This window comes from Kitasatospora sp. SUK 42 (genome assembly GCF_015776785.2).
GTDB lineage: Bacteria > Actinomycetota > Actinomycetes > Streptomycetales > Streptomycetaceae > Kitasatospora.
This window is the reverse complement of record NZ_LFMD02000003.1, coordinates 1,499,342-1,522,272: the sequence shown is the minus strand read 5'-3', so window position 1 is coordinate 1,522,272 and position 22,931 is coordinate 1,499,342. Positions and strand designations below refer to the sequence as shown.

Below are 22,931 nucleotides of genomic sequence, written 5' to 3'. Positions count from 1 at the left end.
ACTCCATTAAGGGGACAACCATGGAAGCCAGGGCACAGGCGCGGTACATCCGCGTGACGCCCATGAAGGCCCGCCGCGTGGTGGACCTCATCCGTGGCATGAATGCCACGGAGGCCCAGGCCGTCCTGCGTTTCGCTCCGCAGGCAGCCACCGTGCCGGTCGGCAAGGTGCTCGACAGCGCCATCGCCAACGCCGCGCACAACTACAACCACTCCAACGTGGACGACCTCTACATCTCCGAGGCGTACGTTGACGAGGGTCCGACCCTGAAGCGGTTCCGTCCGCGTGCCCAGGGCCGTGCCTACCGGATCCGCAAGCGGACCAGCCACATCACCGTGGTCGTCAGCAGCAAGGAAGGGACCCGGTAATGGGCCAGAAGGTTAACCCGCACGGGTTCCGCCTCGGCATCAGCACGGACTTCAAGTCCCGCTGGTACGCCGACAAGCTGTACAAGGACTACGTCAAGGAAGACGTTGCCATTCGTCGCATGATGACGAAGGGCATGGAGCGCGCCGGCATCTCCAAGGTCGAGATCGAGCGCACCCGCGACCGCGTCCGCGTTGACATCCACACCGCTCGCCCCGGCATCGTCATCGGTCGCCGTGGCACCGAGGCCGACCGCATCCGCGGCGACCTGGAGAAGCTGACCGGCAAGCAGGTCCAGCTGAACATCCTTGAGGTCAAGAACCCCGAGCTGGACGCCCAGCTCGTGGCTCAGGGCGTCGCGGAGCAGCTGTCCTCGCGCGTCTCCTTCCGCCGTGCCATGCGCAAGTCGATGCAGGGCACCATGAAGTCCGGCGCCAAGGGCATCAAGGTCCAGTGCTCCGGTCGTCTCGGCGGCGCCGAGATGAGCCGTTCGGAGTTCTACCGCGAGGGTCGTGTGCCGCTGCACACCCTGCGCGCGAACGTCGACTACGGCTTCTTCGAGGCCAAGACCACCTTCGGCCGCATCGGCGTGAAGGTCTGGATCTACAAGGGCGACGTCAAGAACATCGCCGAGGTCCGCGCTGAGAACGCCGCTGCCCGCTCGGGCAACCGCCCGGCCCGTCCCGAGGGTGGTCGTCCCGCCCGCGGTGGCGAGCGCCGTGGTGGCGAGCGCGGTGGCCGCGGCCGTCGTCCCGCCGCTGCCGAGGCCCCCGCGGCCCCGGCCGTCGAGGCTCCGGCTGCTGAGAACACCGGAACGGAGGCCTGACCCCAATGCTGATCCCCCGTCGGGTCAAGCACCGCAAGCAGCACCACCCGAAGCGCCGTGGCGCTGCCAAGGGTGGCACCGAGCTGGCGTTCGGCCAGTTCGGCATCCAGGCCGTGACCCCGGCCTACGTGACGAACCGTCAGATCGAGTCCGCTCGTATCGCGATCACCCGTCACATCCGTCGTGGCGGCAAGGTCTGGATCAACATCTACCCGGACCGCCCGCTCACCAAGAAGCCGGCCGAGACCCGCATGGGTTCCGGTAAGGGTTCGCCGGAGTGGTGGATCGCGAACGTGCACCCGGGTCGGGTCATGTTCGAGCTGTCGTACCCGAACGAGAAGGTTGCTCGCGAGGCGCTCACCCGCGCCGCGCACAAGCTGCCGATGAAGTGCCGGATCGTCCGGCGCGAGGACGGTGAGAGCTGATGTCGGCCGCTACCAAGGCTGCTGAGCTTCGCTCGCTGGACAACGAGGGTCTCGTTGCCAAGCTGCGCGAGGCCAAGGAGGAGCTGTTCAACCTCCGCTTCCAGGCGGCGACCGGGCAGCTCGACAACCACGGACGGCTCAAGCTCGTCCGTAAGGACATCGCGCGGATCTACACCCTGATGCGCGAGCGCGAGCTGGGCATCGAGACGGTGGAGAACGCCTGATGACTGAGAACACCAACGAGACGCGCGGTTTCCGCAAGACCCGTGAGGGTCTCGTCGTCAGCGACAAGATGGACAAGACCGTCGTCGTCGCCGTCGAGGACCGCGTCAAGCACGCTCTGTACGGCAAGGTCATCCGCCGTACGAACAAGCTGAAGGCGCACGACGAGCAGAACGCGTGCGGCGTGGGCGACCGGGTCCTCCTCGCGGAGACCCGCCCGCTGTCCGCGACGAAGCGCTGGCGCGTCGTCGAGATCCTCGAGAAGGCCAAGTAACGAAGCCGATGTGGTACGGCCGTATGTGCAGCGGGTCCCCCCGGGACGCCGATGTGAGCAGCGGCCGGCCCGTCGACTCTCGTTGACGATCAGGAGAAAGCTGTGATCCAGCAGGAGTCGCGACTGCGTGTTGCCGACAACACTGGTGCCAAGGAGATCCTTTGCATCCGTGTTCTCGGTGGCTCCGGTCGCCGCTACGCCGGAATCGGGGACGTCATCGTCGCGACCGTCAAGGACGCGATCCCCGGTGGCTCGGTGAAGAAGGGTGACGTGGTCAAGGCCGTCGTCGTCCGTACCGTGAAGGAGCGCCGTCGTCCGGACGGTTCCTACATCCGGTTCGACGAGAACGCCGCCGTCGTCCTCAAGAACACCGAGGGTGACCCCCGCGGTACCCGCATCTTCGGCCCCGTGGGCCGCGAGCTGCGCGACAAGAAGTTCATGAAGATCATCTCGCTGGCGCCGGAGGTGCTCTAACCCATGGCGAACAGCATGAAGATCAAGAAGGGTGACCTGGTTCAGGTCATCACCGGCAAGGACAAGGGCAAGCAGGGCAAGGTCATCCAGGCCCTGCCGGCTGAGAACAAGGTCCTGGTCGAGGGTGTGAACCGGGTCAAGAAGCACACCAAGCCGGGTCCGGGCACCCAGGGTGGCATTGTCACCGTTGAGGCCCCGGTGCACGTCTCCAACGTCCAGCTGGTCGTGGAGAAGGACGGCAAGAAGGTCGTCACCCGCGTTGGCTACCGCTTCGACGACGAGGGCAACAAGATCCGCGTTGCCAAGCGAACCGGTGAGGACATCTGATGTCTGAGACGACTGTTGAGAAGGTGACCCCCCGTCTCAAGGAGCGTTACAACTCCGAGATCAAGGGTCAGCTGCACGAGCAGTTCTCGTACGAGAACGTCATGCTGATCCCCGGCCTGGTCAAGGTCGTGGTCAACATGGGTGTCGGCGAGGCCGCCCGTGACAGCAAGCTGATCGAGGGCGCGATCCGCGACCTGACCGCCATCACCGGTCAGAAGCCGGCCGTGACCAAGGCCCGCAAGTCCATCGCGCAGTTCAAGCTGCGCGAGGGCCAGCCGATCGGCACCCACGTCACCCTCCGCGGTGACCGCATGTGGGAGTTCCTGGACCGTCTGGTTTCGCTGGCCCTGCCGCGAATCCGTGACTTCCGTGGTCTCTCCCCGAAGCAGTTCGACGGCCGTGGCAACTACACCTTCGGTCTGACCGAGCAGGTTATGTTCCACGAGATCGACCAGGACAAGGTCGACCGTCAGCGCGGTATGGACATCACCGTCGTGACCACCGCTCAGACCGACGACGAGGGCCGGGCGCTCCTGCGCGCTCTGGGCTTCCCGTTCAAGGAGGCGTGAGCCAATGGCGAAGAAGTCCCTCATCGCGAAGTCCGAGCGCAAGCCGAAGTTCGGCGTCCGGGCCTACACCCGGTGCCAGCGCTGCGGCCGTCCGCACTCGGTGTACCGCAAGTTCGGCCTGTGCCGTGTCTGCCTCCGTGAGATGGCGCACCGCGGCGAGCTGCCGGGCGTGACCAAGAGCTCCTGGTAATTCCGGAGCTTTAGGCACACAGCGAAGCAGAGGTGCCCGATCCCACACCGGTCCGTTTTGGGCCTGCCGTACGGATTCCCGTAAGGTAGTGGGGTCGGGCCCCCTGCCACGGCTTCCCCATGGATGTCCGTGGTCCTCTTCTGGGAGGGCTCGCACCCAGTCTTACTACGTCGTAGGTCCCCTGTGCTTGTGCCCCCGGCGAACTCGCGAGAGTGCGTGGGGGGGACCTGGTGCGGAGAAACCACGGCGAGAGAGGCCTGAGGCCATCATGACCATGACCGACCCCATCGCAGACATGCTCACGCGTCTGCGTAACGCGAACTCGGCGTACCACGACTCCGTCGCGATGCCGTCGAGCAAGATCAAGGCGCACGTCGCCGAGATCCTGCAGCAGGAGGGTTACATCTCCTCCTACAAGGTTGAGGAGCCCACTGAGGGCGAGGTCGGCAAGAAGCTGACCATCGAGCTCAAGTTCGGCCCCAACCGTGAGCGCTCCATCGCCGGCATCAAGCGCATCAGCAAGCCGGGTCTGCGTGTTTACGCAAAGTCCACCAACCTGCCGAAGGTGCTCGGCGGCCTGGGCGTGGCGATCATCTCCACGTCGTCCGGCCTCCTGACCGACAAGCAGGCCGCCAAGAAGGGCGTAGGCGGAGAAGTTCTCGCCTACGTCTGGTAATTCGGGAAACGGAGGTACAGCAATGTCGCGCATTGGACGGCTGCCCATCCAGGTCCCCGCTGGCGTGGACGTCACCATCGATGGCCAGGCGGTCTCGGTGAAGGGCCCGAAGGGCTCGCTCACCCACGTCGTCGCCGAGCCGATCGAGATCGGCAAGGGCGAGGACGGCACCGTGCTCGTCTCGCGTCCGAACGACGAGCGTCGCTCGAAGGCCCTGCACGGCCTGACCCGCACGCTGGTGGCGAACATGATCACCGGCGTGACCGCGGGCTACCGCAAGTCGCTGGAGATCAGCGGTGTTGGTTACCGAGTCACGGCGAAGGGCTCCGACATGGAGTTCGCGCTGGGCTACAGCCACCCGATCCTGGTCGCCGCGCCGGAGGGCATTTCCTTCGTCGTCGAGTCCCCCACCAAGTTCCACGTGGACGGCATCGACAAGCAGAAGGTCGGCGAGGTCGCCGCGAACATCCGCAAGCTGCGCAAGCCCGACCCGTACAAGGCCAAGGGCGTCAAGTACGCGGGCGAGGTCATCCGCCGCAAGGTCGGAAAGAGTGGTAAGTAAGCGATGAGTGTCTCTGTCAAGATCGGCAAGGGCAACGCCTACAAGAGCGCCGCTCGCAAGCGCCGCGCGATCCGCGTTCGCAAGCGCGTCGTCGGCACCGAGGTGCGTCCGCGTCTCGTCGTGACGCGCTCGAACCGTCACATGGTCGCCCAGGTCATCGACGACGCCAAGGGTCACACCCTGGCGTCGGCGTCCACCCTCGACGTGTCCATCAAGGGCGCCGAGGGCGACAAGACCGAGCTGGCCAAGAAGGTCGGGAGCCTGGTCGCCGAGCGCGCCAAGGCCGCCGGCATCGAGTCGGTCGTCTTCGACCGCGCGGGCAACCGGTACGCCGGCCGCATCGCCGCCCTGGCGGACGCGGCTCGCGAGGCCGGGCTCGACTTCTAAGCCGCTCGTCGACTCAGTCGACGGACGTAATCGAGAGAGGTAATTCCAATGGCTGGACCCCAGCGCCGCGGTAGCGGCGCCGGCGGTGGCACCGGCGGTGGCGAGCGGCGCGACCGTAAGCGTGACGACCGGGGCAACGCCCAGGCTGTCGAGAAGACCGCTTACGTCGAGCGCGTTGTCGCGATCAACCGTGTCGCCAAGGTTGTCAAGGGTGGTCGTCGTTTCAGCTTCACCGCGCTGGTCGTGGTGGGCGACGGTGACGGCACCGTGGGTGTCGGTTACGGCAAGGCGAAGGAGGTTCCGGCCGCCATCGCCAAGGGTGTTGAGGAGGCCAAGAAGAACTTCTTCAAGGTCCCCCGTATCCAGGGCACCATCCCGCACCCGATCCAGGGTGAGAAGGCCGCCGGCGTCGTGCTGCTGAAGCCCGCCGCCCCCGGTACCGGTGTTATCGCCGGTGGTCCGGTGCGCGCCGTCCTGGAGTGCGCCGGCATTCACGACATCCTGTCGAAGTCGCTCGGCTCGGACAACGCGATCAACATCGTGCACGCCACGGTGGCCGCTCTGAAGGGCCTCGTGCGCCCCGAGGAGATCGCCGCCCGTCGTGGCCTGCCGCTGGAGGACGTGGCTCCCGCCGCTCTGCTGCGGGCTCGTGCTGCAGGGGTGAGCGCCTGATGGCTCGCCTGAAGATCACGCAGACCAAGTCGTACATCGGCAGCAAGCAGAATCACCGTGACACCCTGCGTTCGCTTGGTCTCAAGCGCATGCACGACGTCGTGGTGAAGGAGGACCGTCCCGAGATCCGCGGGATGGCCCACACGGTCCGTCACCTGGTGACGGTTGAGGAGGTGGACTGATCATGGGCGACAACCCGATCAAGATCCACAACCTGCGTCCCGCCCCGGGTGCCAAGACCGACAAGATCCGCGTGGGTCGTGGTGAGGGCTCCAAGGGTAAGACCGCCGGTCGTGGTACCAAGGGCACCAAGGCCCGCTACCAGGTTCCGCAGCGCTTCGAGGGTGGCCAGATGCCGCTCCACATGCGTCTGCCGAAGCTGAAGGGCTTCAAGAACCCGTTCAAGATCACGTTCCAGGTCGTGAACCTCGACAAGCTGGCCGAGCTCTACCCGCAGGGTGGCGAGGTCACGGTCGAGGACCTGGTCGCGAAGGGCGCGGTCCGCAAGAACTCCCTCGTCAAGGTGCTCGGCACCGGCGAGGTCTCGGTTGCCCTGCAGGTGACGGTCGACGCCGTCTCCGGCTCGGCCGCCGAGAAGATCAAGGCCGCCGGCGGTACGGTCACCGAGCTCGTCTGAGCCCGCTGACAACCGTCCACGAGCCCCGCACCTCCTCCGGGAGGTGCGGGGCTCGTGCCGTTTCCGGGTCCCTCGCTTTTCGGACGGCGGGGGCCTGGAGATCCCTCGTTCTTTTGTGTGGCAAACCCGGGCATCCCGTACCCCGTGAGTGGGGGAGGGGCCGTACGTGCTTCTTCCGAGTGGCCGTGCACTGTTAGAGTCCGTGGAGTTCCCTTGTAGGCTGCGCGTAGGCTCGCCTGTGCCGTCTGTACGGGAGCCCGAACCGCAAACTCCCCATTCAGGACCGACCCTCCCGCCGACGACGCGCGGGAGGCGCAGGAGGCACCGTGCTCAGTGCGTTCGCGCGGGCGTTCCAGACGCCCGACCTGCGCAAGAAGCTGCTGTTCACGCTGGGCATCATGGTGCTGTTCCGGCTGGGCTCGCACATTCCGATTCCGGGCGTGAGCTTCACGGCCGTGAACGAGTGCGTGAAGGAGACCAAGAACAACGGCCTCTTCGGACTCGTCAACCTGTTCAGCGGTGGCGCGCTCCTCCAGCTGACGATCTTCGCGCTCGGCATCATGCCGTACATCACGGCGAGCATCATCCTCCAGCTCCTCACCGTCGTGATCCCGCGACTGGAGGCGCTGAAGAAGGAGGGCCAGGCCGGTACGGCGAAGATCACGCAGTACACCCGGTACCTGACCATCGCGCTCGCCGTGCTCCAGGGCACCGGCATCGTGGCGACGGCCTCCAGTGGCGCGCTGTTCTCCGGCTGCCCGGTGGCCAACCAGATCGTGCCGGACACCGGCGTGTTCCGGATCGCCGTCATGGTCCTCACGATGACCGCCGGCACCACCGTGATCATGTGGCTGGGCGAGCTGATCACCGACCGCGGCATCGGCAACGGCATGTCGCTGCTGATCTTCACCTCGATCGCCGCGCAGTTCCCGTCCTCGATGTGGAACATCAAGACGACCGGCACGATCGGTGGCGGCTGGGTCGAGTTCCTCTCGGTGGTCGCGGTCGGCATCATCGTCGTGATGCTGGTCATCTTCGTCGAGCAGGCCCAGCGCCGGATCCCGGTCCAGTACGCGAAGCGGATGATCGGCCGCCGGGCCTTCGGCGGCACCTCGACCTACATCCCGCTCAAGGTGAACCAGGCCGGTGTCATCCCGGTCATCTTCGCCTCGTCGCTGCTCTACATCCCGGCCCTGGTGGTTCAGCTCACCAACAGCCAGGCGGGCTGGGCCACGTGGATCCGGCAGAACTTCGTCAAGGGTGACCACCCGGTCTACATGGCCACCTACTTCCTGCTGATCGTCTTCTTCGCCTTCTTCTACGTCGCCATCTCCTTCAACCCCGAAGAAGTTGCCGACAATATGAAGAAGTATGGTGGCTTTATCCCGGGCATCCGGGCCGGCCGCCCGACGGCCGAGTACCTGAACTACGTGCTCACCCGAATCACGTGGCCGGGTTCGCTCTACCTGGGTGTGATCGCGCTGATCCCGATGATCGCCCTGGTCGCCTTCGGACAGCAGACCAACTTCCCGTTCGGCGGCACCAGCGTGCTCATCGTCGTCGGCGTCGGACTCGAAACTGTGAAGCAGATCGAGAGCCAGCTCCAGCAGCGCAATTACGAAGGGTTCCTCCGCTGATGCGTATCGTCCTCGTTGGTCCTCCCGGGGCCGGGAAGGGTACTCAGGCGCACCTGCTCGCCAAGACCCTGTCCATCCCCCACATCTCCACCGGCGACCTGTTCCGCGCGAACATCGGCCAGGGCACCCCGCTGGGGCTTGAGGCCAAGAGCTACATGGACGCGGGCCGCCTGGTGCCGGACGAGGTCACCATCGGGATGGCCAAGGACCGCATGCTGCAGCCGGACGCCGCCAACGGCTTCCTGCTCGACGGCTTCCCCCGCAACCTGGGCCAGGCCAAGGCGCTGGACGAGTTCCTGGGCGAGCAGGGCATCAAGCTGGACGGCGTGCTGGACCTGGAGGTCCCCGAGGACGAGGTCGTCAAGCGGATCGCGGGCCGTCGCCTGTGCCGCAACGACGGTGGCCACGTCTTCCACGTGGACTACAACCCGCCGAAGGCGGAGGGCGTCTGCGACGAGTGCGGCGGCGAGCTGTACCAGCGCTCGGACGACACCGAGGACAAGGTGCGCACGCGCCTGGAGGTCTACCACACGGAGACCGAGCCGATCATCGACTACTACGTCCAGCAGGGCCTGGTGGCGACGATCTCGGCCCTCGGCAAGGTGGACGAGGTCACCGCCCGCGCGATCGAGGCGCTGAAGCAGGACAGCTGAGTTTCTCGGCGACGTACGCACGTGTACGGCCGGGTCGCCCGTGAGAGCGGGCGGCCCGGCCGTTTCGGCGTCGTACGGTGGTATGCAGTGGTAATCCGGACTTGGAAGGCGTGACCAGATGGTGGAGATCAAGACCCCCGAGCAGATCGCGAAGATGCGAGCGGCCGGGCTGGTCGTCGCCGAGGCGCTGAAGGCCTGCCGTGAGGCGGTCGCTCCGGGGGTGACCACCCAGGAGCTCAACGACATCGCCGACAAGGTCATCACCGGCCACGGCGCCACCTCGAACTTCCGCGCCCACCACGGCGGCCTGTGGTTCCCGGGCGTGATCTGCGCCTCGGTGAACAACGAGGTCGTGCACGGCATCCCCGGCGACCGGGTGCTTCAGGAGGGCGACGTCATCTCGATCGACTGCGGCGCCATCCTGGACGGCTGGCACGGCGACTCGGCGATCACCGTGGCGGTCGGCGAGGTCCGCCCCGAGGTCGAGATGCTGAGCCGGGTGACCGAGGGCTCGATGTGGGCCGGCATCGCCCAGATGAAGAAGAACAACCGCCTGGTCGACGTCTCCAAGGCGATCGAGGGCTACATCCGCCGCCAGCCGCTGCCCCCCAAGGGCAAGTGGGGCATCACCGAGGGCTACGGCGGCCACGGCATCGGCACCGCGATGCACATGGAGCCGCACGTGCTGAACTACGTCGAGCGCGGCCGCGGCAAGGGCCCGAAGCTCGTCCCCGGCACCGTGCTGGCGATCGAGCCGATGGTCTCGCTGGGCACCCCGCACACCACCGTGCTGGAGGACGACTGGACGGTCGTCACCAACGACGGCACCTGGGCCTCGCACTGGGAGCACTCGGTGGCCGTGACCGAGCAGGGCCCGCTGGTGCTGACCGCCTTCGACGGCGGCAGGGCCGAGCTGGCCAAGCTGGGCATCACCGCGGCTCCGGACCCGCTGGCGTAGTCACGGAGGCGCCCAACTGCCGCCCCTGACAAGGGATCAGAGCCCTGGAGGTTTGGACCTCCAGGGCTTTTGTCCTATTTTTATCGGCTGGCAGTGGCAACAAGTGGCTTACGAGCGAGCAGGAGAGAGTACGTGCTCAAGGGATTCCGCGACTTCATGATGCGCGGCAACGTCGTCGACATGGCGGTCGGTGTGGTCATCGGTGCCGCCTTCACCGCCGTGGTGACCGGCTTCGTGTCCGCCTTCCTCACCCCGCTGGTGGGCGTGGTGGTCGGTGCGGCCGGCGACTTCAGCTCCTACTCGGCGACGGTGGCCGGGGTCACGTTCCCGTACGGCCAGTTCCTGAACGTGCTGATCGCGTTCGTCATGACGGCCGCCGTCCTGTACTTCTGCGTGGTGCTGCCGATCACCAAGGCCACCGCGCGGTACATGCCCAAGGCCCCCAAGGCCCCCAAGCGCCCCTGCCCCGAGTGCCTGACCGAGATCCCCCAGGCCGCCAGTCGCTGCTCGGCCTGCACCGCCCACGTCGAGCCGCTGACCGTCACCACCGGGGCCTGAGCCGGACGGGTGTGACGGTCGCCGCCTTCCGGGTCCCGGTTTTGGACCATCGGACGCGCTGGCGTAGGATGGACCGTCGGCTCACTCGTAGCGTGCTTCAGCACGCCCTCTTCCCCTCGGGGGTGGGGTGAACCCAGGTTCGCACGAGCGTTCCGCATACGGTAGCCGGTCCCGGAAGGTGGATCTCGCAGTTCATGGCTAAGAAGCAAGGCGCCATTGAGATCGAGGGCACCGTGATCGAGTCTCTTCCGAACGCGATGTTCAAGGTCGAGCTGCAGAACGGTCACAAGGTCCTCGCGCACATCAGTGGCAAGATGCGCATGCACTACATCCGCATCCTGCCGGACGACCGGGTCGTCGTGGAGCTCAGCCCCTACGACCTCACGCGCGGCCGGATCGTCTACCGCTACAAGTAAGAACGTCAGATCTAGACCCGGAGAACCTGAACATGAAGGTCAAGCCGAGCGTCAAGAAGATCTGCGACAAGTGCAAGGTGATCCGCCGCCACGGCCGGGTCATGGTGATCTGCGACAACCTGCGCCACAAGCAGCGCCAGGGCTGATCTCTCCCCAGCATTTCTCGTAGTACTTCGCGCGACGCGAAAACGTCATAAGCGGGTCACCCGATCCATCCCGACAGGGACGGACTGCCGCCCCCGGTCAGAGGCCGGGGCTCCCTCACCGTGAGGTGTCGGAGTAGGTGGCACGCCAGACCTCTGAAGAACCACAGGAGCCATGAATGGCACGCCTCGCCGGCGTTGATCTCCCCCGTGAGAAGCGGATCGAGATCGCCCTCACCTACGTGTACGGCATCGGCCGTACCCGCGCCCAGCAGACCCTCGCCGAGACCGGTGTGAGCCCGGATGTCCGCGTTCGCGACATCTCCGAGGACGACCTGGTCAAGCTCGGCCAGTACATCGACGCCAACTTCACGGTCGAGGGTGACCTCCGCCGCGAGGTGGCCGCCGACATCCGCCGCAAGGTCGAGATCGGCTGCTACGAGGGTCTGCGTCACCGCCGCGGCCTGCCGGTCCGCGGCCAGCGCACCCACACCAACGCGCGTACCCGCAAGGGCCCGCGTCGCGCGATCGCCGGTAAGAAGAAGCCGGGCAAGAAGTAGTCCGTCCCGTAACCGGACATCCCTCCGGCCCGCGGGTCAGCGGACCGACCACCTCAGTAGGAGAACAGACTTATGCCCCCCAAGGGTCGTCAGGCTGCCGGCGCGAAGAAGATCCGCCGCAAGGAAAAGAAGAACGTCGCTCACGGCCACGCGCACATCAAGAGCACGTTCAACAACACCATCGTTTCGATCACCGACCCCGCGGGCAACGTGATCTCCTGGGCCTCCGCCGGCCACGTCGGCTTCAAGGGCTCGCGCAAGTCCACCCCGTTCGCCGCGCAGATGGCCGCCGAGGCCGCTGCCCGTCGCGCGCAGGAGCACGGCATGCGCAAGGTTGACGTCTTCGTGAAGGGTCCGGGCTCCGGCCGCGAGACCGCGATCCGTTCGCTCCAGGCCACCGGCCTGGAGGTCGGCTCGATCCAGGACGTCACCCCCACCCCGCACAACGGCTGCCGTCCGCCGAAGCGCCGCCGCGTCTGACGCAGCGCCTTCGGGCACGCGGGTCCTGCTTTAAACCTCGTACGGGGTCCCGTTCTTCACGGGACCCCGTACGCTTGGCATGAGGCCACCGCCTCATGGCCATTCGTTCGGCGTCAAATAGTGGGCGCCGAAGACTGGAGGATCGAAACCCCATGCTTATCGCTCAGCGTCCTTCGCTGACCGAAGAGGTCGTCGACGAGTTCCGCTCCCGGTTCGTGATCGAGCCGCTGGAGCCGGGCTTCGGCTACACCCTCGGCAACTCCCTGCGCCGCACGCTCCTGTCGTCGATCCCGGGTGCCGCTGTCACCAGCATCCGCATCGACGGCGTCCTGCACGAGTTCACCACCGTGCCGGGCGTCAAGGAGGACGTGACCGACCTCATCCTCAACATCAAGCAGCTGGTCGTCTCCTCGGAGCACGACGAGCCGGTCGTGATGTACCTGCGCAAGCAGGGCCCGGGTGTCGTCACCGCCGCCGACATCGCCCCGCCGGCGGGTGTCGAGGTGCACAACCCCGAGCTGGTCCTCGCCACGCTGAACGGCAAGGGCAAGCTGGAGATGGAGCTGACCGTCGAGCGCGGTCGCGGCTACGTCTCCGCCGTCCAGAACAAGGCCTCCGGCCAGGAGATCGGCCGCATCCCGGTCGACTCGATCTACAGCCCCGTGCTGAAGGTCACCTACAAGGTCGAGGCCACCCGTGTCGAGCAGCGGACCGACTTCGACAAGCTGATCGTCGACGTCGAGACCAAGCCCGCCATGCGTCCGCGCGACGCCATGGCCTCGGCCGGCAAGACCCTGGTGGAGCTGTTCGGCCTCGCGCGCGAGCTGAACATCGACGCCGAGGGCATCGACATGGGCCCGTCCCCGACGGACGCCGCCCTGGCCGCCGACCTGGCGCTGCCGATCGAGGAGCTGGAGCTCACCGTCCGCTCCTACAACTGCCTCAAGCGCGAGGGCATCCACACCGTGGGTGAGCTCGTCGCCCGCTCCGAGGCCGACCTGCTCGACATCCGCAACTTTGGTGCGAAGTCGATCGACGAGGTCAAGGCGAAGCTGGCCGGCATGGGCCTGGCCCTCAAGGACAGCCCGCCCGGGTTCGACCCGACCGCGGCCGCCGACGCCTTCGGCGCCGACGACCTGGACGACGCGGGTTACGCGGAGACCGAGCAGTACTGAGAGACTTGACCGCGGGGGCGGTTCTTCCGAGGACCGCCCCCGTCGTCGTGAAAGTCGTGCGGGCACAGTGCCCGTACGCCCGCTGCGGTACCTGGTACGGCCGCAGTCGGAGATTCGAGGAGTAATTCCATGCCGCGTCCCACCAAGGGTGCCCGCCTCGGCGGCGGCCCGCACCACGAGCCGCTGCTGCTCGCCGGTCTGTGCCGGGAGCTGTTCCAGTACGGCCGCATCACCACGACCGAGGCCAAGGCCCGTCGGATGCGCCCGCTGGCGGAGAAGCTGATCACCAAGGCGAAGAAGGGCGACATCCACAACCGTCGCCTGGTGCGCAAGACGATCACCGACATCGCCGTGCTGCACACCCTCTTCACCGAGATCGCGCCGCGCTACGAGAACCGCCCGGGTGGCTACACCCGCATCACCAAGATCGGTCCCCGTCGTGGCGACAACGCCCCGATGGCCGTGATCGAGCTGGTCGAGGCGCTGACCGTCGCGCAGACCGCCGTCGGCGAGGCCGAGGCCGCCACCAAGCGCGCCGTCAAGGAGGCCGACGAGGCCGCCGCGGTCGCCAAGGCTGACGAGGCCAGCAAGGCCGACGAGGCCGAGGCCGCCGAGCAGGCCTGACGCCTTTAGGTGTTGCTGCGGGCCCGCTCTCCCAGTGATGGGGGAGCGGGCCCGTTCCTTGTTCTTCAAGGTCCCCGGGAGAAGAGAAACACGTGGTCAACGATTGCGCCGAGCAGCCTCCGGTGAAGGACGGCCCGGCCGACGGGTACGTCCGGGTCCGGCTCGACCTCGCCTACCAGGGTGCCGAGTTCTCCGGCTGGGCCCGCCAGAAGGGCGGCCGCCGGACGGTCCAGGAGGAGATCGAGACCGCGCTGCAGGTCGTCACCCGCAGCCAGGAGCTCTTCCCGCTGACCGTGGCCGGCCGCACCGACGCCGGGGTGCACGCCCGCGGGCAGGTCGCCCACGTCGACCTGCCGGCCGAGCTGTGGGAGGCGCACCGGGAGAAGCTGCTGCGCCGACTGGCCGGCCGGCTGCCCGGGGACGTCCGGATCTACCGGGTCGGCGAGGCGCCGGCCGGGTTCGACGCCCGCTTCTCGGCGATCTGGCGCCGGTACGCCTACCGGGTCGCCGACCACCCCGGCGGGGTCGACCCGCTGCTGCGCGGGCACGTGCTCTGGCACGACCGCCCGCTCGACATCGACCGGATGAACGCGGCCGCCGAACTGCTGCTCGGCGAGCACGACTTCGCCGCGTACTGCAAGAAGCGCGAGGGCGCCACCACCATCCGCACCCTGCTGGAGCTGCGCTGGGACCGCGTCCCGGTGGACACCTACGCGGCCCAGGAGGGCTCGCTCGCGGTCGCCACCGTCCGGGCGGACGCCTTCTGCCACAACATGGTCCGGGCGCTGGTCGGCGCGATGCTGCTGGTCGGCGACGGGCACCGGCCGGTCGAGTTCCCCGGCGAGGTGCTGGCCGGCGGGGTCCGCAACTCGGCGGTCAACGTGATCCGGCCGTACGGGCTCACCCTTGAGGAGGTCGGCTACCCGCCGGACGACCAGCTCGCGGAGCGCAACCGCCAGGCCAGGCGGATGCGCACCCTCCCGGGGCAGCCGGTCTCCGCGTAATCCGTTTTGGTCCGGGGCGTCCGCTTGGGAGAATCGTCCCCATGGGACACGTCGAGATTTCGCACCTGGAGTACTACCTGCCGGACGGGCGGGTGCTGTTCGACGACGCGTCCTTCCGGGTCGGCGAGGGCGCCGCGGTGGCCCTGGTCGGCGCCAACGGAGCGGGCAAGACCACCCTGCTGCGCATGATCGCGGGGGACATCCAGCCGCACGGCGGCACCGTGACGATCAGCGGCGGGCTCGGCGTGATGCGCCAGTTCGTCGGCACCACCGGCCGCGAGGACGAGCGGGCCACCCCGGGCGCGCTGCCGGCCGACGCCTCGGTGCGCGACCTGCTGGTCTCGGTCGCCCCCGAGCGGATCGCCAAGGCCGCCCGCGCGGTGGACGCCGCCGAGCTGGCGATGATCGCCCAGGACGACGAGAAGACGCAGATGGCCTACGCCCAGTCGCTCTCCGACTGGGCGGACGTCGGCGGCTACGACTACGAGACCGACTGGGACGTCTGCACCATGGCGGCCCTGGGCATGCCCTTCGACAAGGCCCAGTGGCGCGGCCTGAACACCCTCTCGGGCGGCGAGCAGAAGCGTCTGGTGCTGGAGGCCCTGCTGCGCGGCCCCGAGGAGGTGCTGCTGCTCGACGAGCCCGACAACTACCTGGACGTCCCGGCCAAGCGGTGGCTGGAGGAGGCCATCAAGGCCACCTCGAAGACCGTCCTGTTCATCTCGCACGACCGCGAGCTGCTCTCCCGCACCGCCGACAAGATCATCAGCGTCGAGACCGGCGCGGCCGGCAGCAGCGTCTGGGTGCACGGCGGCGGCTTCGACACCTTCCACGAGGCCCGCAAGGCCCGCTTCGAGCGCTTCGAGGAGCTGCGCCGCCGCTGGGACGAGGAGCACGCCAAGCTCAAGAAGCTCGTCGTCAACCTGCGCCAGGCCGCCTCCGTCAGCCACGACATGGCCTCCCGCTACAGCGCCGCGCAGACCAGGCTGAAGAAGTTCGAGGACGCCGGCCCGCCGGAGGCGCCGCCGCGCGAGCAGAGCATCACCATGCGGCTCAAGGGCGGGCGCACCGGTGTGCGGGCCTTCACCATGGAGAAGCTCGAACTCACCGGGCTGATGAAGCCCTTCGACCTGGAGGTCTTCTACGGCGAGCGGGTCGCGGTGCTCGGCTCCAACGGCTCCGGCAAGTCGCACTTCCTGCGGCTGCTGGCCGGGGACGACACCGTCGCGCACACCGGCGACTGGAAGCTCGGCGCCCGGGTCGTCCCCGGTCACTTCCGGCAGACCCACGCGCACCCGGAGCTGTTCGGCCGGACGGTCCGCTCGATCGTGGAGGAGGAGCACGCGCTCAGCCGCGGGGCCGCGATGGGCGCGCTGCGCCGCTACGAGCTGGACCGCCAGGAGGAGCAGCGGTTCGAGTCGCTGTCCGGCGGGCAGCAGGCCCGGCTGATGATCCTCAAGCTCGAACTCTCCGGTGTGACGGCCCTGTTGCTCGACGAGCCGACCGACAACCTGGACCTGGAGAGCGCCGAGGCGTTGCAGGCCGGGCTGGAGGCCTTCGACGGCACGGTGCTGTGCGTCACCCACGACCGCTGGTTCGCCAAGACCTTCGACCGCTTCCTGGTGTTCGGCGCGGACGGCCGGGTCTACGAGTCGCCCGAGCCGGTCTGGGACGTCTCCCGGGTCGAGCGCGACCGCTGATCCGGGCGGGGCGGGGAGGGCGTTTTTGACCCCTTCCCGCCCGCCCGGTAACCTGGACGCTTGATGTGCGTATTGGCTCGCTCTATCTCACGTGAGAGGTCGGTACGCCGGAGACATCAGGTCGATGACCAGCGGTCCGCCTTGAATTGCGTCCAAGGCTGACCAGGCTGCTCTCCCGACCGGGTGCTCCTGTCAGGACCAACTCACTGAAAAGCGAAGGCTACGACCGTGCGTACGTACAGCCCCAAGCCCGGCGACGTCCAGCGTCAGTGGCACGTCATCGACGCGACCGACGTCGTGCTCGGCCGCCTGGCTTCCCAGGCCGCCAACCTCCTCCGGGGCAAGCACAAGGCGATCTACGCGCCGCACGTTGACACTGGTGACTTCGTCATCATCATCAACGCGGACAAGGTGCACCTGTCGGGTAACAAGAAGACCCAGAAGCTGGCCTACCGTCACAGCGGTTTCCCGGGCGGTCTCCGCTCGGTCCGCTACGACGACCTCCTGGACAAGAACCCGGAGAAGGCCGTCGAGAAGGCCATCAAGGGCATGATTCCCAAGAACAGCCTGGGCCGTCAGATGCTCTCGAAGCTGAAGGTCTACTCGGGCGACCAGCACCCGCACGCTGCCCAGCAGCCGGTGCCGTTCGAGATCACCCAGGTCGCGCAGTAATTCCGGCCACCAAGCCCCCCAACACTGAAAAGAGCTGAGGAACACCGTGGCCGAGACCACTGAAACCCTTGAGGTCGACTTCGACGAGACCGTCGTCGAGGGCGAGTACACCTCCGAGGAGAGCTACACCTCCGAGTCCCTGGCCGGCCGCTTCGGCGAGGCCATCCCGGGCGCCGGCCTCGGCCGTCGCAAGGAGGCGATCGCCCGCGTGCGCATCGTCCCCGGCACCGGGCAGTGGAAGATCAACGGTCGCACCCTTGAGGGCTACTTCCCCAACAAGGTGCACCAGCAGACCGTGAACGAGCCCTTCAAGCTCCTTGAGCTGGACGGCCGTTACGACGTCGTCGCCCGCATCAGCGGTGGCGGCGTCTCCGGCCAGGCCTACGCGCTGCGCCTCGGCGTCGCCCGTGCCCTGAACGAGGCCGACGTGGACAACAACCGCGGCGCGCTGAAGAAGGCCGGCTTCCTGACCCGTGACGCCCGCGCCGTCGAGCGCAAGAAGGCCGGTCTGAAGAAGGCCCGCAAGGCGCCGCAGTACAGCAAGCGCTAATCGCGTCCCCGGGGGTGCGTTCCGCCCTGGCGGCGTACCCCCTGGTTGCGCAAACCGTCGCCCCGGAGTACCTCGTGTACTCCGGGGCGACGTGTTCCCCGGCCAGCGTGGGGCGGCCGGGATCATCGGTGGGTTCCGAGCATGGTGATGGAGGACGGGACAGTGGGACGACTCTTCGGTACGGACGGCGTGCGCGGGGTGGCCAACGAGGGCCTGACGGCGGAGCTGGCGCTCGGCCTGTCGGTGGCGGCCGCCCACGTGCTCGGCGAGGCCGGCGCCTTCGACGGGCACCGGCCGGTCGCGGTGGTCGGCCGTGACCCGCGTGCCTCGGGCGAGTTCCTGGAGGCCGCCGTCATCGCCGGTCTGGCGAGCGCCGGGGTCGACGTGCTCAGGGTCGGCGTCCTGCCCACCCCGGCCGTGGCCTACCTCACCGGCGCGCTCGGCGCCGACTTCGGCGTGATGCTGTCGGCCAGCCACAACGCCATGCCGGACAACGGCATCAAGTTCCTCGCCCGCGGCGGTCACAAGCTGGACGACCGGATCGAGGACGAAATCGAGGCCCACTACCGCAAGCACACGCTCGGGGACGAGGACTGGAACCGTCCGACCGGCGCGGCCGTCGGCCGGGTGCGCGAGTACACCGAGGGCTTCGACAAGTACGTCGCCCACCTGATCGGCGTCCTGCCCAACCGCCTGGACGGCATCAAGGTCGTCATCGACGGCGCCCACGGCGCCGCCGCCTACGTCGCCCCCGAGGCCTTCGCCCGGGCCGGCGCCGAGGTCGTCCACACCCTGGGGGCCGAGCCCACCGGCCTCAACATCAACGACGGCGTCGGCTCCACCCACCTGGACCGGCTGCGCGCGGCGATGAAGGAGCACCGGGCCGACCTCGGCATCGCCCTGGACGGCGACGCCGACCGCTGCCTGGCCGCCGACGCCGAGGGCGACGAGGTGGACGGCGACCAGATCATCGCGATCCTCGCGGTCGCCATGAAGGAGGCCGGCACCCTGCGCCGCAACACCGCGGTGGCCACCGTGATGTCCAACCTGGGCTTCAAGCTGGCGATGGAGCGCGAGGGCATCGAGCTGGTGGAGACCGCCGTCGGCGACCGCTACGTGCTGGAGGCCATGAAGGAGCACGGCTTCGCGCTGGGCGGCGAGCAGTCCGGCCACGTCATCCTGCTGGACCACGCCACCACCGGTGACGGCACCCTGACCGGCCTCATGCTGGGCGCCCGGCTGGCCGCCACCAAGCAGCCGCTGGCCGACCTGGCCGCCGTGATGACCCGGCTGCCGCAGGTGCTGATCAACGTCAAGGGCGTCGACAAGAGCCGGGTGCGCACCAGCACCGAGCTGGCCGCCGCCGTCGCCGGGGCCGAGGCCGAGCTGGGCTCCACCGGCCGGGTGCTGCTGCGTCCGTCCGGCACCGAGCCGCTGGTCCGGGTCATGGTCGAGGCCGCCGACCCGGCGCAGGCCGAGACGGTCGCGCAGACGCTGGCCGAGGCCGTCCGCACCCACCTGGGCTGACCCCTGACACGGCGGAGGGCCCCCGCCTCGCGGGGGCCCTCCGCCGTCGTGTCGTCGTCGTGTCGCCGTCGCGTTCAGAGCTTGCGCAGCAGCGCCCGGCGGACCTTGTGGTCCGGTCCCTTCTGCAGGATCAGGGTGGCCCGGCCGCGGGTGGGCAGCACGTTCTCCAGCAGGTTGGGCTTGTTGATGGTGCGCCAGACCTGCCGGCCGTACTCCATCGCCTCCTCCTCCGGCACCTCGGTGAAGCGGCGGAAGTAGGAGTTCGGGTCCTGGAAGGCGGTCTGCCGCAGCTTGCGGAAGCGGTTCAGGTACCAGTGCTCGATGTCGTCGGTGCGGGCGTCGACGTAGATCGAGAAGTCGAAGTAGTCGGCCACCGCGAGGCGGGTGCGGCCGTCCGTGCCGGGCAGGGCCGGCTGGAGCACGTTCAGGCCCTCGACGATCAGGATGTCCGGGCGCTCCACGGTCAGCCGCTCGCCCGGCACGATGTCGTACACCAGGTGCGAGTACACCGGCGCGCTGACCCGCTCCTTGCCCGCCTTCACGTCCGCGACGAAGCGCATCAGCGCCCGGCGGTCGTAGGACTCGGGGAAGCCCTTGCGGGCCATCAGGCCGCGGCGGCGCAGCTCGGCGTTGGGCAGCAGGAAGCCGTCGGTGGTGACCAGCTCGACCCGGGGGTGCTCGGGCCAGCGGGCGAGCAGCTCCTGGAGCAGCCGGGCGGTGGTGGACTTGCCGACCGCCACCGAGCCCGCCACGCCGATGATGAACGGGGTGCGGGTGCGCTCGGTGTCCGGGGTGTCCAGGAAGGTGCCCAGTGCACCGCGCAGCTCGTGCGTGGCGTGGATGTACAGGTTCAGCAGCCGGGACAGCGGCAGGTAGACGTCGCGGACCTCGTCCAGGTCGAGCGCCGTGCCGAGGCCGCGCAGCTGCTCCACCTCCTCGGCGGTCAGCGGCAGCGGCGTACGCTCGCGCAGCGCGCTCCACTCGGCCCGGCTGAGGTCCACGTAGGGGGACGGCGACGGGCCGGGCGTGGCAGCGCCCCGCGTACAGAGTTCGGTCAGCACATGCTCCATTGTGAGCCGTAGCGGTGTTCACCGTGGTTGTGGTGTCGGTCACGCAGCGTTGGCCCAGAGCGGAAGAACGGCCACAGAACCGCCCTTATGCTGGCACGCATGTGCGGAATTGTTGGATACGTGGGCGCACAGTCCGCCCTCGACGTAGTAATCGCGGGCCTGCAGCGACTGGAGTACCGGGGCTACGACTCGGCCGGTGTCGCGGTGCAGGCCCAGGACTCCCAAGGGCAGTGGAGTCTGGTCACGGACAAGCGGGCCGGCAAGCTCGCCAACCTGGAGAAGTCGCTCGCCGAGTCCCCTCTGCCCGGCGGCACCACCGGCATCGGCCACACCCGCTGGGCCACCCACGGCGGCCCGACGGACGCCAACGCCCACCCCCACCTGGACGACGACCAGCGGGTGGCCGTGGTCCACAACGGCATCATCGAGAACTTCGCCCAGCTGCGCGCCGAGATCGCCGAGCGCGGCCACACCCTCCGGTCCGAGACCGACACCGAGGTCGTCGCCCACCTGCTGGGCGAGGCGTACCAGGGCGACCTCGCCGAGGCCATGCGGGCGGTCTGCCGCCGGCTGGACGGCGCCTTCACCCTGGTGGCCGTGCACGCCGACGCGCCCGGCGTGGTGGTCGGTGCCCGGCGCAACTCGCCGCTGGTGGTCGGCCGCGGTGAGGGCGAGAACTTCCTCGCCTCGGACGTCGCCGCCTTCATCGCGCACACCCGCGAGGCGATCGAGCTGGGCCAGGACCAGGTCGTCGAGCTGCGCGCGGACGCCGTGACGGTGACCGACTTCGACGGCACCCCGGCCGAGGTGCGCGAGTACCACGTCGACTGGGACGCCTCCGCCGCCGAGAAGGGCGGCTACGACTACTTCATGCTCAAGGAGATCGCCGAGCAGCCGAAGGCCGTCGCCGACACCCTCCTCGGCCGGATCGGCACCGACGGCCGGCTGACCCTCGACGAGCTGCGCATCTCCGACGCGGACCTGCGCTCGGTGGACAAGGTCGTCATCGTCGCCTGCGGCACGGCCTTCCACGCCGGCATGATCGCCAAGTACGCGATCGAGCACTGGACCCGCATCCCCTGCGAGGTCGAGGTCGCCTCGGAGTTCCGCTACCGCGACCCGATCATGGGCCCGGGCACGCTGGTCATCGCCATCTCGCAGTCCGGCGAGACCATGGACACCCTGATGGCCCTGCGGCACGCCCGTGAGCAGGGCGCCAAGGTGCTGGCGATCTGCAACACCAACGGCTCCACCATTCCGCGCGAGTCGGACGCGGTGCTGTACACCCACGCCGGGCCGGAGGTCGCGGTCGCGTCCACCAAGGCGTTCCTGACCCAGCTGGTCGCCTGCTACCTGGTCGCCCTCTACCTGGGCCAGGTGCGCGGCACCAAGTGGGGCGACGAGATCCTCGCCGTCATCAAGGAGCTCGGCGACGCGCCGAAGCAGGTCGAGCAGGTGCTGGAGACCATGGAGCCGGTGCGCGAGCTGGCCCGCTCGCTGGCCGACGCCCGCTCGGTGCTGTTCCTCGGCCGCCACGTCGGCTTCCCGGTGGCCCTGGAGGGCGCGCTCAAGCTCAAGGAGCTCGCCTACATGCACGCCGAGGGCTTCGCGGCGGGCGAGCTCAAGCACGGCCCGATCGCGCTGATCGAGGAGGGGCTGCCGGTCGTGGTGGTCGTGCCGTCGCCGCGCGGACGGTCGATCCTGCACGACAAGATCGTCTCCAACATCCAGGAGATCCGGGCCCGTGGCGCCCGCACGATCGTGATCGCCGAGGAGGGCGACGAGGCGGTCGCCCCGTACGCGGACCACCTGATCCGCATCCCGGTCACCCCGACCCTGCTCCAGCCGCTGGTCGCGACCGTCCCGCTCCAGGTCTTCGCCTGCGAGCTGGCCACGGCCAAGGGCCACGAGGTCGACCAGCCGCGCAACCTGGCGAAGTCGGTCACCGTCGAGTAGTGCGGCCGGCGCCCCTGCGGTGGCTGTGCCCTACCGCAGGGGCGCCGTGTCGAGCGTGAAGGAGAACGGGGCGGGGAGGTCGATGGGCTTGCCGAAAGGAACCTCGTTACGGGCGAGGTAGTCGTCCCCCTTCGGCTCCGTGAACAGCGTGACCATGCCTTTGCCGCGGTCAACCAGCAGGTAGCAGGGGATACCGGCGGAGGCATAGCCCCGGCGCTTCTGCTCGCGGTCCTTGGTCGGGTTGGTCGATGTCACCTCGAAGACCAGAAGGACGCCGGACGGGTCCGCCCAGGAACCGGCGTTCAGGAAATGGCCGACGGGGCCGATGGCGCCGTCGGGGATGAAGCGTCCAGTCGGCACGATCAGGCCCTTGGCGCCGGAAAGGTCGAACTCGGCCTCGGCCTTGCGCATGAACTGCCGGTTGAGCAGCGCGAACGCGGACTCGTGTTCTCCGTCCGGCGGTGGCGTCACGACGATGTCCCCTTCGATGAGCTCGGCCTTGAAACCCGGCGGTGTGTCCAGCTTCAGGAATGCCTGGAGGACTTCCTCCGGGCCGACGGGGCGCTCGACAGCTGGCATGGCGACCATGGCCCTTCTCCCTCCTGTGGGTCCGTGCCGAGCCACAAGGGAGGCGTACGGAC

General features: G+C 68.3%; 33 protein-coding genes. 31 read left to right on the top strand and 2 right to left on the bottom strand.

Annotated elements, in window-relative coordinates:
* Positions 1 to 20 precede the first annotated feature (20 nt).
* The 30 genes from rplV to glmM all read left to right on the top strand — a co-directional run bounded on the left by rplV (position 21) and on the right by glmM (position 19,264).
* The gene (gene rplV, locus RZ50_RS16530; RefSeq protein WP_030280773.1) at positions 21 to 368 is read left to right on the top strand and encodes a 50S ribosomal protein L22; all 348 of its coding nucleotides are present in this window, start codon (positions 21 to 23) and stop codon (positions 366 to 368) included.
* The gene (rpsC, locus tag RZ50_RS16525; protein WP_097237487.1) at positions 368 to 1,192 is read left to right on the top strand and encodes a 30S ribosomal protein S3; all 825 of its coding nucleotides are present in this window, start codon (positions 368 to 370) and stop codon (positions 1,190 to 1,192) included. The genes rplV and rpsC overlap by 1 nt, the downstream gene beginning before the upstream one ends.
* Positions 1,193 to 1,197: 5 nt before the next feature.
* Entirely contained in the window at positions 1,198 to 1,617 is a 420-nt protein-coding gene (rplP, locus tag RZ50_RS16520; protein ID WP_030232476.1) for a 50S ribosomal protein L16, read from the top strand.
* Positions 1,617 to 1,841, top strand: coding sequence for a 50S ribosomal protein L29 (rpmC, locus tag RZ50_RS16515; protein ID WP_030232478.1), 225 nt, complete (start codon positions 1,617 to 1,619; stop codon positions 1,839 to 1,841). Before rplP ends, rpmC begins: the two co-directional genes overlap by 1 nt.
* Positions 1,841 to 2,113 (top strand): 30S ribosomal protein S17, encoded by a 273-nt coding sequence (gene rpsQ, locus RZ50_RS16510; protein WP_030280777.1) that lies wholly within the window; start codon positions 1,841 to 1,843, stop codon positions 2,111 to 2,113. Before rpmC ends, rpsQ begins: the two co-directional genes overlap by 1 nt.
* 102 nt (positions 2,114 to 2,215) lie before the next feature.
* Entirely contained in the window at positions 2,216 to 2,587 is a 372-nt protein-coding gene (rplN, locus tag RZ50_RS16505; RefSeq protein WP_196949334.1) for a 50S ribosomal protein L14, read from the top strand.
* Positions 2,588 to 2,602: 15 nt separating this feature from the next.
* Complete coding sequence (gene rplX, locus RZ50_RS16500) at positions 2,603 to 2,914, top strand: 50S ribosomal protein L24 (RefSeq protein ID WP_100892787.1); 312 nt, start codon at positions 2,603 to 2,605, stop codon at positions 2,912 to 2,914.
* Positions 2,914 to 3,483: a 50S ribosomal protein L5 gene (gene rplE, locus RZ50_RS16495; protein ID WP_196949335.1), complete on the top strand. Its 570-nt coding sequence runs from the start codon at positions 2,914 to 2,916 to the stop codon at positions 3,481 to 3,483. The genes rplX and rplE overlap by 1 nt, the downstream gene beginning before the upstream one ends.
* A gap of 4 nt (positions 3,484 to 3,487) precedes the next feature.
* Entirely contained in the window at positions 3,488 to 3,673 is a 186-nt protein-coding gene (locus RZ50_RS16490; RefSeq protein WP_030055830.1) for a type Z 30S ribosomal protein S14, read from the top strand.
* 268 nt (positions 3,674 to 3,941) lie between these two features.
* Entirely contained in the window at positions 3,942 to 4,349 is a 408-nt protein-coding gene (gene rpsH / locus RZ50_RS16485) for a 30S ribosomal protein S8 (RefSeq protein WP_196949336.1), read from the top strand.
* A gap of 22 nt (positions 4,350 to 4,371) precedes the next feature.
* Positions 4,372 to 4,911 (top strand): 50S ribosomal protein L6, encoded by a 540-nt coding sequence (rplF, locus tag RZ50_RS16480; protein WP_196949337.1) that lies wholly within the window; start codon positions 4,372 to 4,374, stop codon positions 4,909 to 4,911.
* 3 nt (positions 4,912 to 4,914) lie between these two features.
* Positions 4,915 to 5,298, top strand: a complete 384-nt coding sequence (gene rplR / locus RZ50_RS16475) for a 50S ribosomal protein L18 (RefSeq protein ID WP_030280785.1) — start codon at positions 4,915 to 4,917, stop codon at positions 5,296 to 5,298.
* Between the two features lie 48 nt (positions 5,299 to 5,346).
* Positions 5,347 to 5,970, top strand: coding sequence for a 30S ribosomal protein S5 (gene rpsE / locus RZ50_RS16470; RefSeq protein WP_196949338.1), 624 nt, complete (start codon positions 5,347 to 5,349; stop codon positions 5,968 to 5,970).
* Entirely contained in the window at positions 5,970 to 6,152 is a 183-nt protein-coding gene (gene rpmD / locus RZ50_RS16465) for a 50S ribosomal protein L30 (RefSeq protein WP_030055835.1), read from the top strand. The genes rpsE and rpmD overlap by 1 nt, the downstream gene beginning before the upstream one ends.
* Positions 6,153 to 6,154: 2 nt before the next feature.
* Complete coding sequence (rplO, locus tag RZ50_RS16460; protein ID WP_030280790.1) at positions 6,155 to 6,607, top strand: 50S ribosomal protein L15; 453 nt, start codon at positions 6,155 to 6,157, stop codon at positions 6,605 to 6,607.
* A gap of 326 nt (positions 6,608 to 6,933) precedes the next feature.
* A complete protein-coding gene (gene secY / locus RZ50_RS16455) occupies positions 6,934 to 8,244 on the top strand; it encodes a preprotein translocase subunit SecY (protein ID WP_196949339.1) in 1,311 nt (436 codons plus the stop codon).
* Entirely contained in the window at positions 8,244 to 8,897 is a 654-nt protein-coding gene (locus tag RZ50_RS16450) for an adenylate kinase (protein ID WP_196949340.1), read from the top strand. The genes secY and RZ50_RS16450 overlap by 1 nt, the downstream gene beginning before the upstream one ends.
* Before the next feature lie 118 nt (positions 8,898 to 9,015).
* Entirely contained in the window at positions 9,016 to 9,855 is an 840-nt protein-coding gene (map, locus tag RZ50_RS16445) for a type I methionyl aminopeptidase (RefSeq protein WP_196949341.1), read from the top strand.
* 132 nt (positions 9,856 to 9,987) lie between these two features.
* The gene (mscL, locus tag RZ50_RS16440) at positions 9,988 to 10,413 is read left to right on the top strand and encodes a large conductance mechanosensitive channel protein MscL (RefSeq protein WP_196949342.1); all 426 of its coding nucleotides are present in this window, start codon (positions 9,988 to 9,990) and stop codon (positions 10,411 to 10,413) included.
* A 194-nt stretch (positions 10,414 to 10,607) separates the two neighbouring features.
* Positions 10,608 to 10,829: a translation initiation factor IF-1 gene (gene infA / locus RZ50_RS16435; protein WP_003956442.1), complete on the top strand. Its 222-nt coding sequence runs from the start codon at positions 10,608 to 10,610 to the stop codon at positions 10,827 to 10,829.
* Positions 10,830 to 10,861: 32 nt separating this feature from the next.
* Positions 10,862 to 10,975: a 50S ribosomal protein L36 gene (rpmJ, locus tag RZ50_RS16430; RefSeq protein WP_003956441.1), complete on the top strand. Its 114-nt coding sequence runs from the start codon at positions 10,862 to 10,864 to the stop codon at positions 10,973 to 10,975.
* A 176-nt stretch (positions 10,976 to 11,151) separates the two neighbouring features.
* Positions 11,152 to 11,532 (top strand): 30S ribosomal protein S13, encoded by a 381-nt coding sequence (gene rpsM / locus RZ50_RS16425; protein ID WP_196949343.1) that lies wholly within the window; start codon positions 11,152 to 11,154, stop codon positions 11,530 to 11,532.
* A gap of 72 nt (positions 11,533 to 11,604) precedes the next feature.
* Positions 11,605 to 12,012 (top strand): 30S ribosomal protein S11, encoded by a 408-nt coding sequence (gene rpsK / locus RZ50_RS16420; protein ID WP_030232513.1) that lies wholly within the window; start codon positions 11,605 to 11,607, stop codon positions 12,010 to 12,012.
* A gap of 152 nt (positions 12,013 to 12,164) precedes the next feature.
* Positions 12,165 to 13,187 carry a DNA-directed RNA polymerase subunit alpha gene (locus RZ50_RS16415; protein WP_030055844.1) on the top strand — a complete coding sequence of 341 codons (1,023 nt, stop codon included), beginning with the start codon at positions 12,165 to 12,167 and terminating at the stop codon, positions 13,185 to 13,187.
* A gap of 129 nt (positions 13,188 to 13,316) precedes the next feature.
* A complete protein-coding gene (gene rplQ, locus RZ50_RS16410) occupies positions 13,317 to 13,811 on the top strand; it encodes a 50S ribosomal protein L17 (protein WP_196949344.1) in 495 nt (164 codons plus the stop codon).
* A 92-nt stretch (positions 13,812 to 13,903) separates the two neighbouring features.
* Positions 13,904 to 14,815, top strand: coding sequence for a tRNA pseudouridine(38-40) synthase TruA (gene truA / locus RZ50_RS16405; protein ID WP_196949345.1), 912 nt, complete (start codon positions 13,904 to 13,906; stop codon positions 14,813 to 14,815).
* Positions 14,816 to 14,856: 41 nt separating this feature from the next.
* A complete protein-coding gene (locus RZ50_RS16400; protein ID WP_196949346.1) occupies positions 14,857 to 16,515 on the top strand; it encodes an ABC-F family ATP-binding cassette domain-containing protein in 1,659 nt (552 codons plus the stop codon).
* Positions 16,516 to 16,743: 228 nt separating this feature from the next.
* A complete protein-coding gene (gene rplM / locus RZ50_RS16395; protein WP_035848207.1) occupies positions 16,744 to 17,187 on the top strand; it encodes a 50S ribosomal protein L13 in 444 nt (147 codons plus the stop codon).
* A 46-nt stretch (positions 17,188 to 17,233) separates the two neighbouring features.
* On the top strand, positions 17,234 to 17,737 hold the full coding sequence (gene rpsI, locus RZ50_RS16390) for a 30S ribosomal protein S9 (RefSeq protein ID WP_308271654.1): 504 nt from the start codon (positions 17,234 to 17,236) through the stop codon (positions 17,735 to 17,737).
* Between the two features lie 162 nt (positions 17,738 to 17,899).
* Positions 17,900 to 19,264, top strand: coding sequence for a phosphoglucosamine mutase (glmM, locus tag RZ50_RS16385; RefSeq protein ID WP_196949347.1), 1,365 nt, complete (start codon positions 17,900 to 17,902; stop codon positions 19,262 to 19,264).
* Positions 19,265 to 19,338: 74 nt separating this feature from the next.
* Here glmM and coaA read toward each other — a convergent pair whose 3' ends face one another.
* Positions 19,339 to 20,334 (bottom strand): type I pantothenate kinase, encoded by a 996-nt coding sequence (coaA, locus tag RZ50_RS16380; protein ID WP_196949348.1) that lies wholly within the window; start codon positions 20,332 to 20,334, stop codon positions 19,339 to 19,341.
* 99 nt (positions 20,335 to 20,433) lie between these two features.
* Between coaA and glmS the strand changes: the two genes are divergently transcribed.
* A complete protein-coding gene (gene glmS / locus RZ50_RS16375) occupies positions 20,434 to 22,290 on the top strand; it encodes a glutamine--fructose-6-phosphate transaminase (isomerizing) (RefSeq protein ID WP_196949349.1) in 1,857 nt (618 codons plus the stop codon).
* Between the two features lie 30 nt (positions 22,291 to 22,320).
* On the opposite strand, the gene RZ50_RS16370 is transcribed toward glmS, so the two are convergent.
* The gene (locus RZ50_RS16370) at positions 22,321 to 22,878 is read right to left on the bottom strand and encodes a Uma2 family endonuclease (RefSeq protein ID WP_254802513.1); all 558 of its coding nucleotides are present in this window, start codon (positions 22,876 to 22,878) and stop codon (positions 22,321 to 22,323) included.
* Positions 22,879 to 22,931 lie beyond the last annotated feature (53 nt).

What these genes read in the sequence shown, in the direction of transcription:
- RZ50_RS16450 (WP_196949340.1), top strand. Translation starts at nt 8,244, where the DNA reads ATGCGTATCGTCCTCGTTGGTCCTCCCGGGGCCGGGAAGGGTACTCAG.
- rplF (WP_196949337.1), top strand. Translation starts at nt 4,372, where the DNA reads ATGTCGCGCATTGGACGGCTGCCCATCCAGGTCCCCGCTGGCGTGGAC.
- RZ50_RS16400 (WP_196949346.1), top strand. Translation starts at nt 14,857, where the DNA reads ATGGGACACGTCGAGATTTCGCACCTGGAGTACTACCTGCCGGACGGG.
- rplE (WP_196949335.1), top strand. Translation starts at nt 2,914, where the DNA reads ATGTCTGAGACGACTGTTGAGAAGGTGACCCCCCGTCTCAAGGAGCGT.
- rplR (WP_030280785.1), top strand. Translation starts at nt 4,915, where the DNA reads ATGAGTGTCTCTGTCAAGATCGGCAAGGGCAACGCCTACAAGAGCGCC.
- rpsK (WP_030232513.1), top strand. Translation starts at nt 11,605, where the DNA reads ATGCCCCCCAAGGGTCGTCAGGCTGCCGGCGCGAAGAAGATCCGCCGC.
- glmS (WP_196949349.1), top strand. Translation starts at nt 20,434, where the DNA reads ATGTGCGGAATTGTTGGATACGTGGGCGCACAGTCCGCCCTCGACGTA.
- rpsC (WP_097237487.1), top strand. Translation starts at nt 368, where the DNA reads ATGGGCCAGAAGGTTAACCCGCACGGGTTCCGCCTCGGCATCAGCACG.
- rplX (WP_100892787.1), top strand. Translation starts at nt 2,603, where the DNA reads ATGAAGATCAAGAAGGGTGACCTGGTTCAGGTCATCACCGGCAAGGAC.
- RZ50_RS16415 (WP_030055844.1), top strand. Translation starts at nt 12,165, where the DNA reads ATGCTTATCGCTCAGCGTCCTTCGCTGACCGAAGAGGTCGTCGACGAG.
- rpsH (WP_196949336.1), top strand. Translation starts at nt 3,942, where the DNA reads ATGACCATGACCGACCCCATCGCAGACATGCTCACGCGTCTGCGTAAC.
- rpmJ (WP_003956441.1), top strand. Translation starts at nt 10,862, where the DNA reads ATGAAGGTCAAGCCGAGCGTCAAGAAGATCTGCGACAAGTGCAAGGTG.
- rpsM (WP_196949343.1), top strand. Translation starts at nt 11,152, where the DNA reads ATGGCACGCCTCGCCGGCGTTGATCTCCCCCGTGAGAAGCGGATCGAG.
- map (WP_196949341.1), top strand. Translation starts at nt 9,016, where the DNA reads ATGGTGGAGATCAAGACCCCCGAGCAGATCGCGAAGATGCGAGCGGCC.
- RZ50_RS16370 (WP_254802513.1), bottom strand. Translation starts at nt 22,878, where the DNA reads ATGGTCGCCATGCCAGCTGTCGAGCGCCCCGTCGGCCCGGAGGAAGTC.
- rpsQ (WP_030280777.1), top strand. Translation starts at nt 1,841, where the DNA reads ATGACTGAGAACACCAACGAGACGCGCGGTTTCCGCAAGACCCGTGAG.
- rplV (WP_030280773.1), top strand. Translation starts at nt 21, where the DNA reads ATGGAAGCCAGGGCACAGGCGCGGTACATCCGCGTGACGCCCATGAAG.
- infA (WP_003956442.1), top strand. Translation starts at nt 10,608, where the DNA reads ATGGCTAAGAAGCAAGGCGCCATTGAGATCGAGGGCACCGTGATCGAG.
- rpsE (WP_196949338.1), top strand. Translation starts at nt 5,347, where the DNA reads ATGGCTGGACCCCAGCGCCGCGGTAGCGGCGCCGGCGGTGGCACCGGC.
- rpmD (WP_030055835.1), top strand. Translation starts at nt 5,970, where the DNA reads ATGGCTCGCCTGAAGATCACGCAGACCAAGTCGTACATCGGCAGCAAG.
- RZ50_RS16490 (WP_030055830.1), top strand. Translation starts at nt 3,488, where the DNA reads ATGGCGAAGAAGTCCCTCATCGCGAAGTCCGAGCGCAAGCCGAAGTTC.
- coaA (WP_196949348.1), bottom strand. Translation starts at nt 20,334, where the DNA reads ATGGAGCATGTGCTGACCGAACTCTGTACGCGGGGCGCTGCCACGCCC.
- rplQ (WP_196949344.1), top strand. Translation starts at nt 13,317, where the DNA reads ATGCCGCGTCCCACCAAGGGTGCCCGCCTCGGCGGCGGCCCGCACCAC.
- rpmC (WP_030232478.1), top strand. Translation starts at nt 1,617, where the DNA reads ATGTCGGCCGCTACCAAGGCTGCTGAGCTTCGCTCGCTGGACAACGAG.
- rplO (WP_030280790.1), top strand. Translation starts at nt 6,155, where the DNA reads ATGGGCGACAACCCGATCAAGATCCACAACCTGCGTCCCGCCCCGGGT.
- rplP (WP_030232476.1), top strand. Translation starts at nt 1,198, where the DNA reads ATGCTGATCCCCCGTCGGGTCAAGCACCGCAAGCAGCACCACCCGAAG.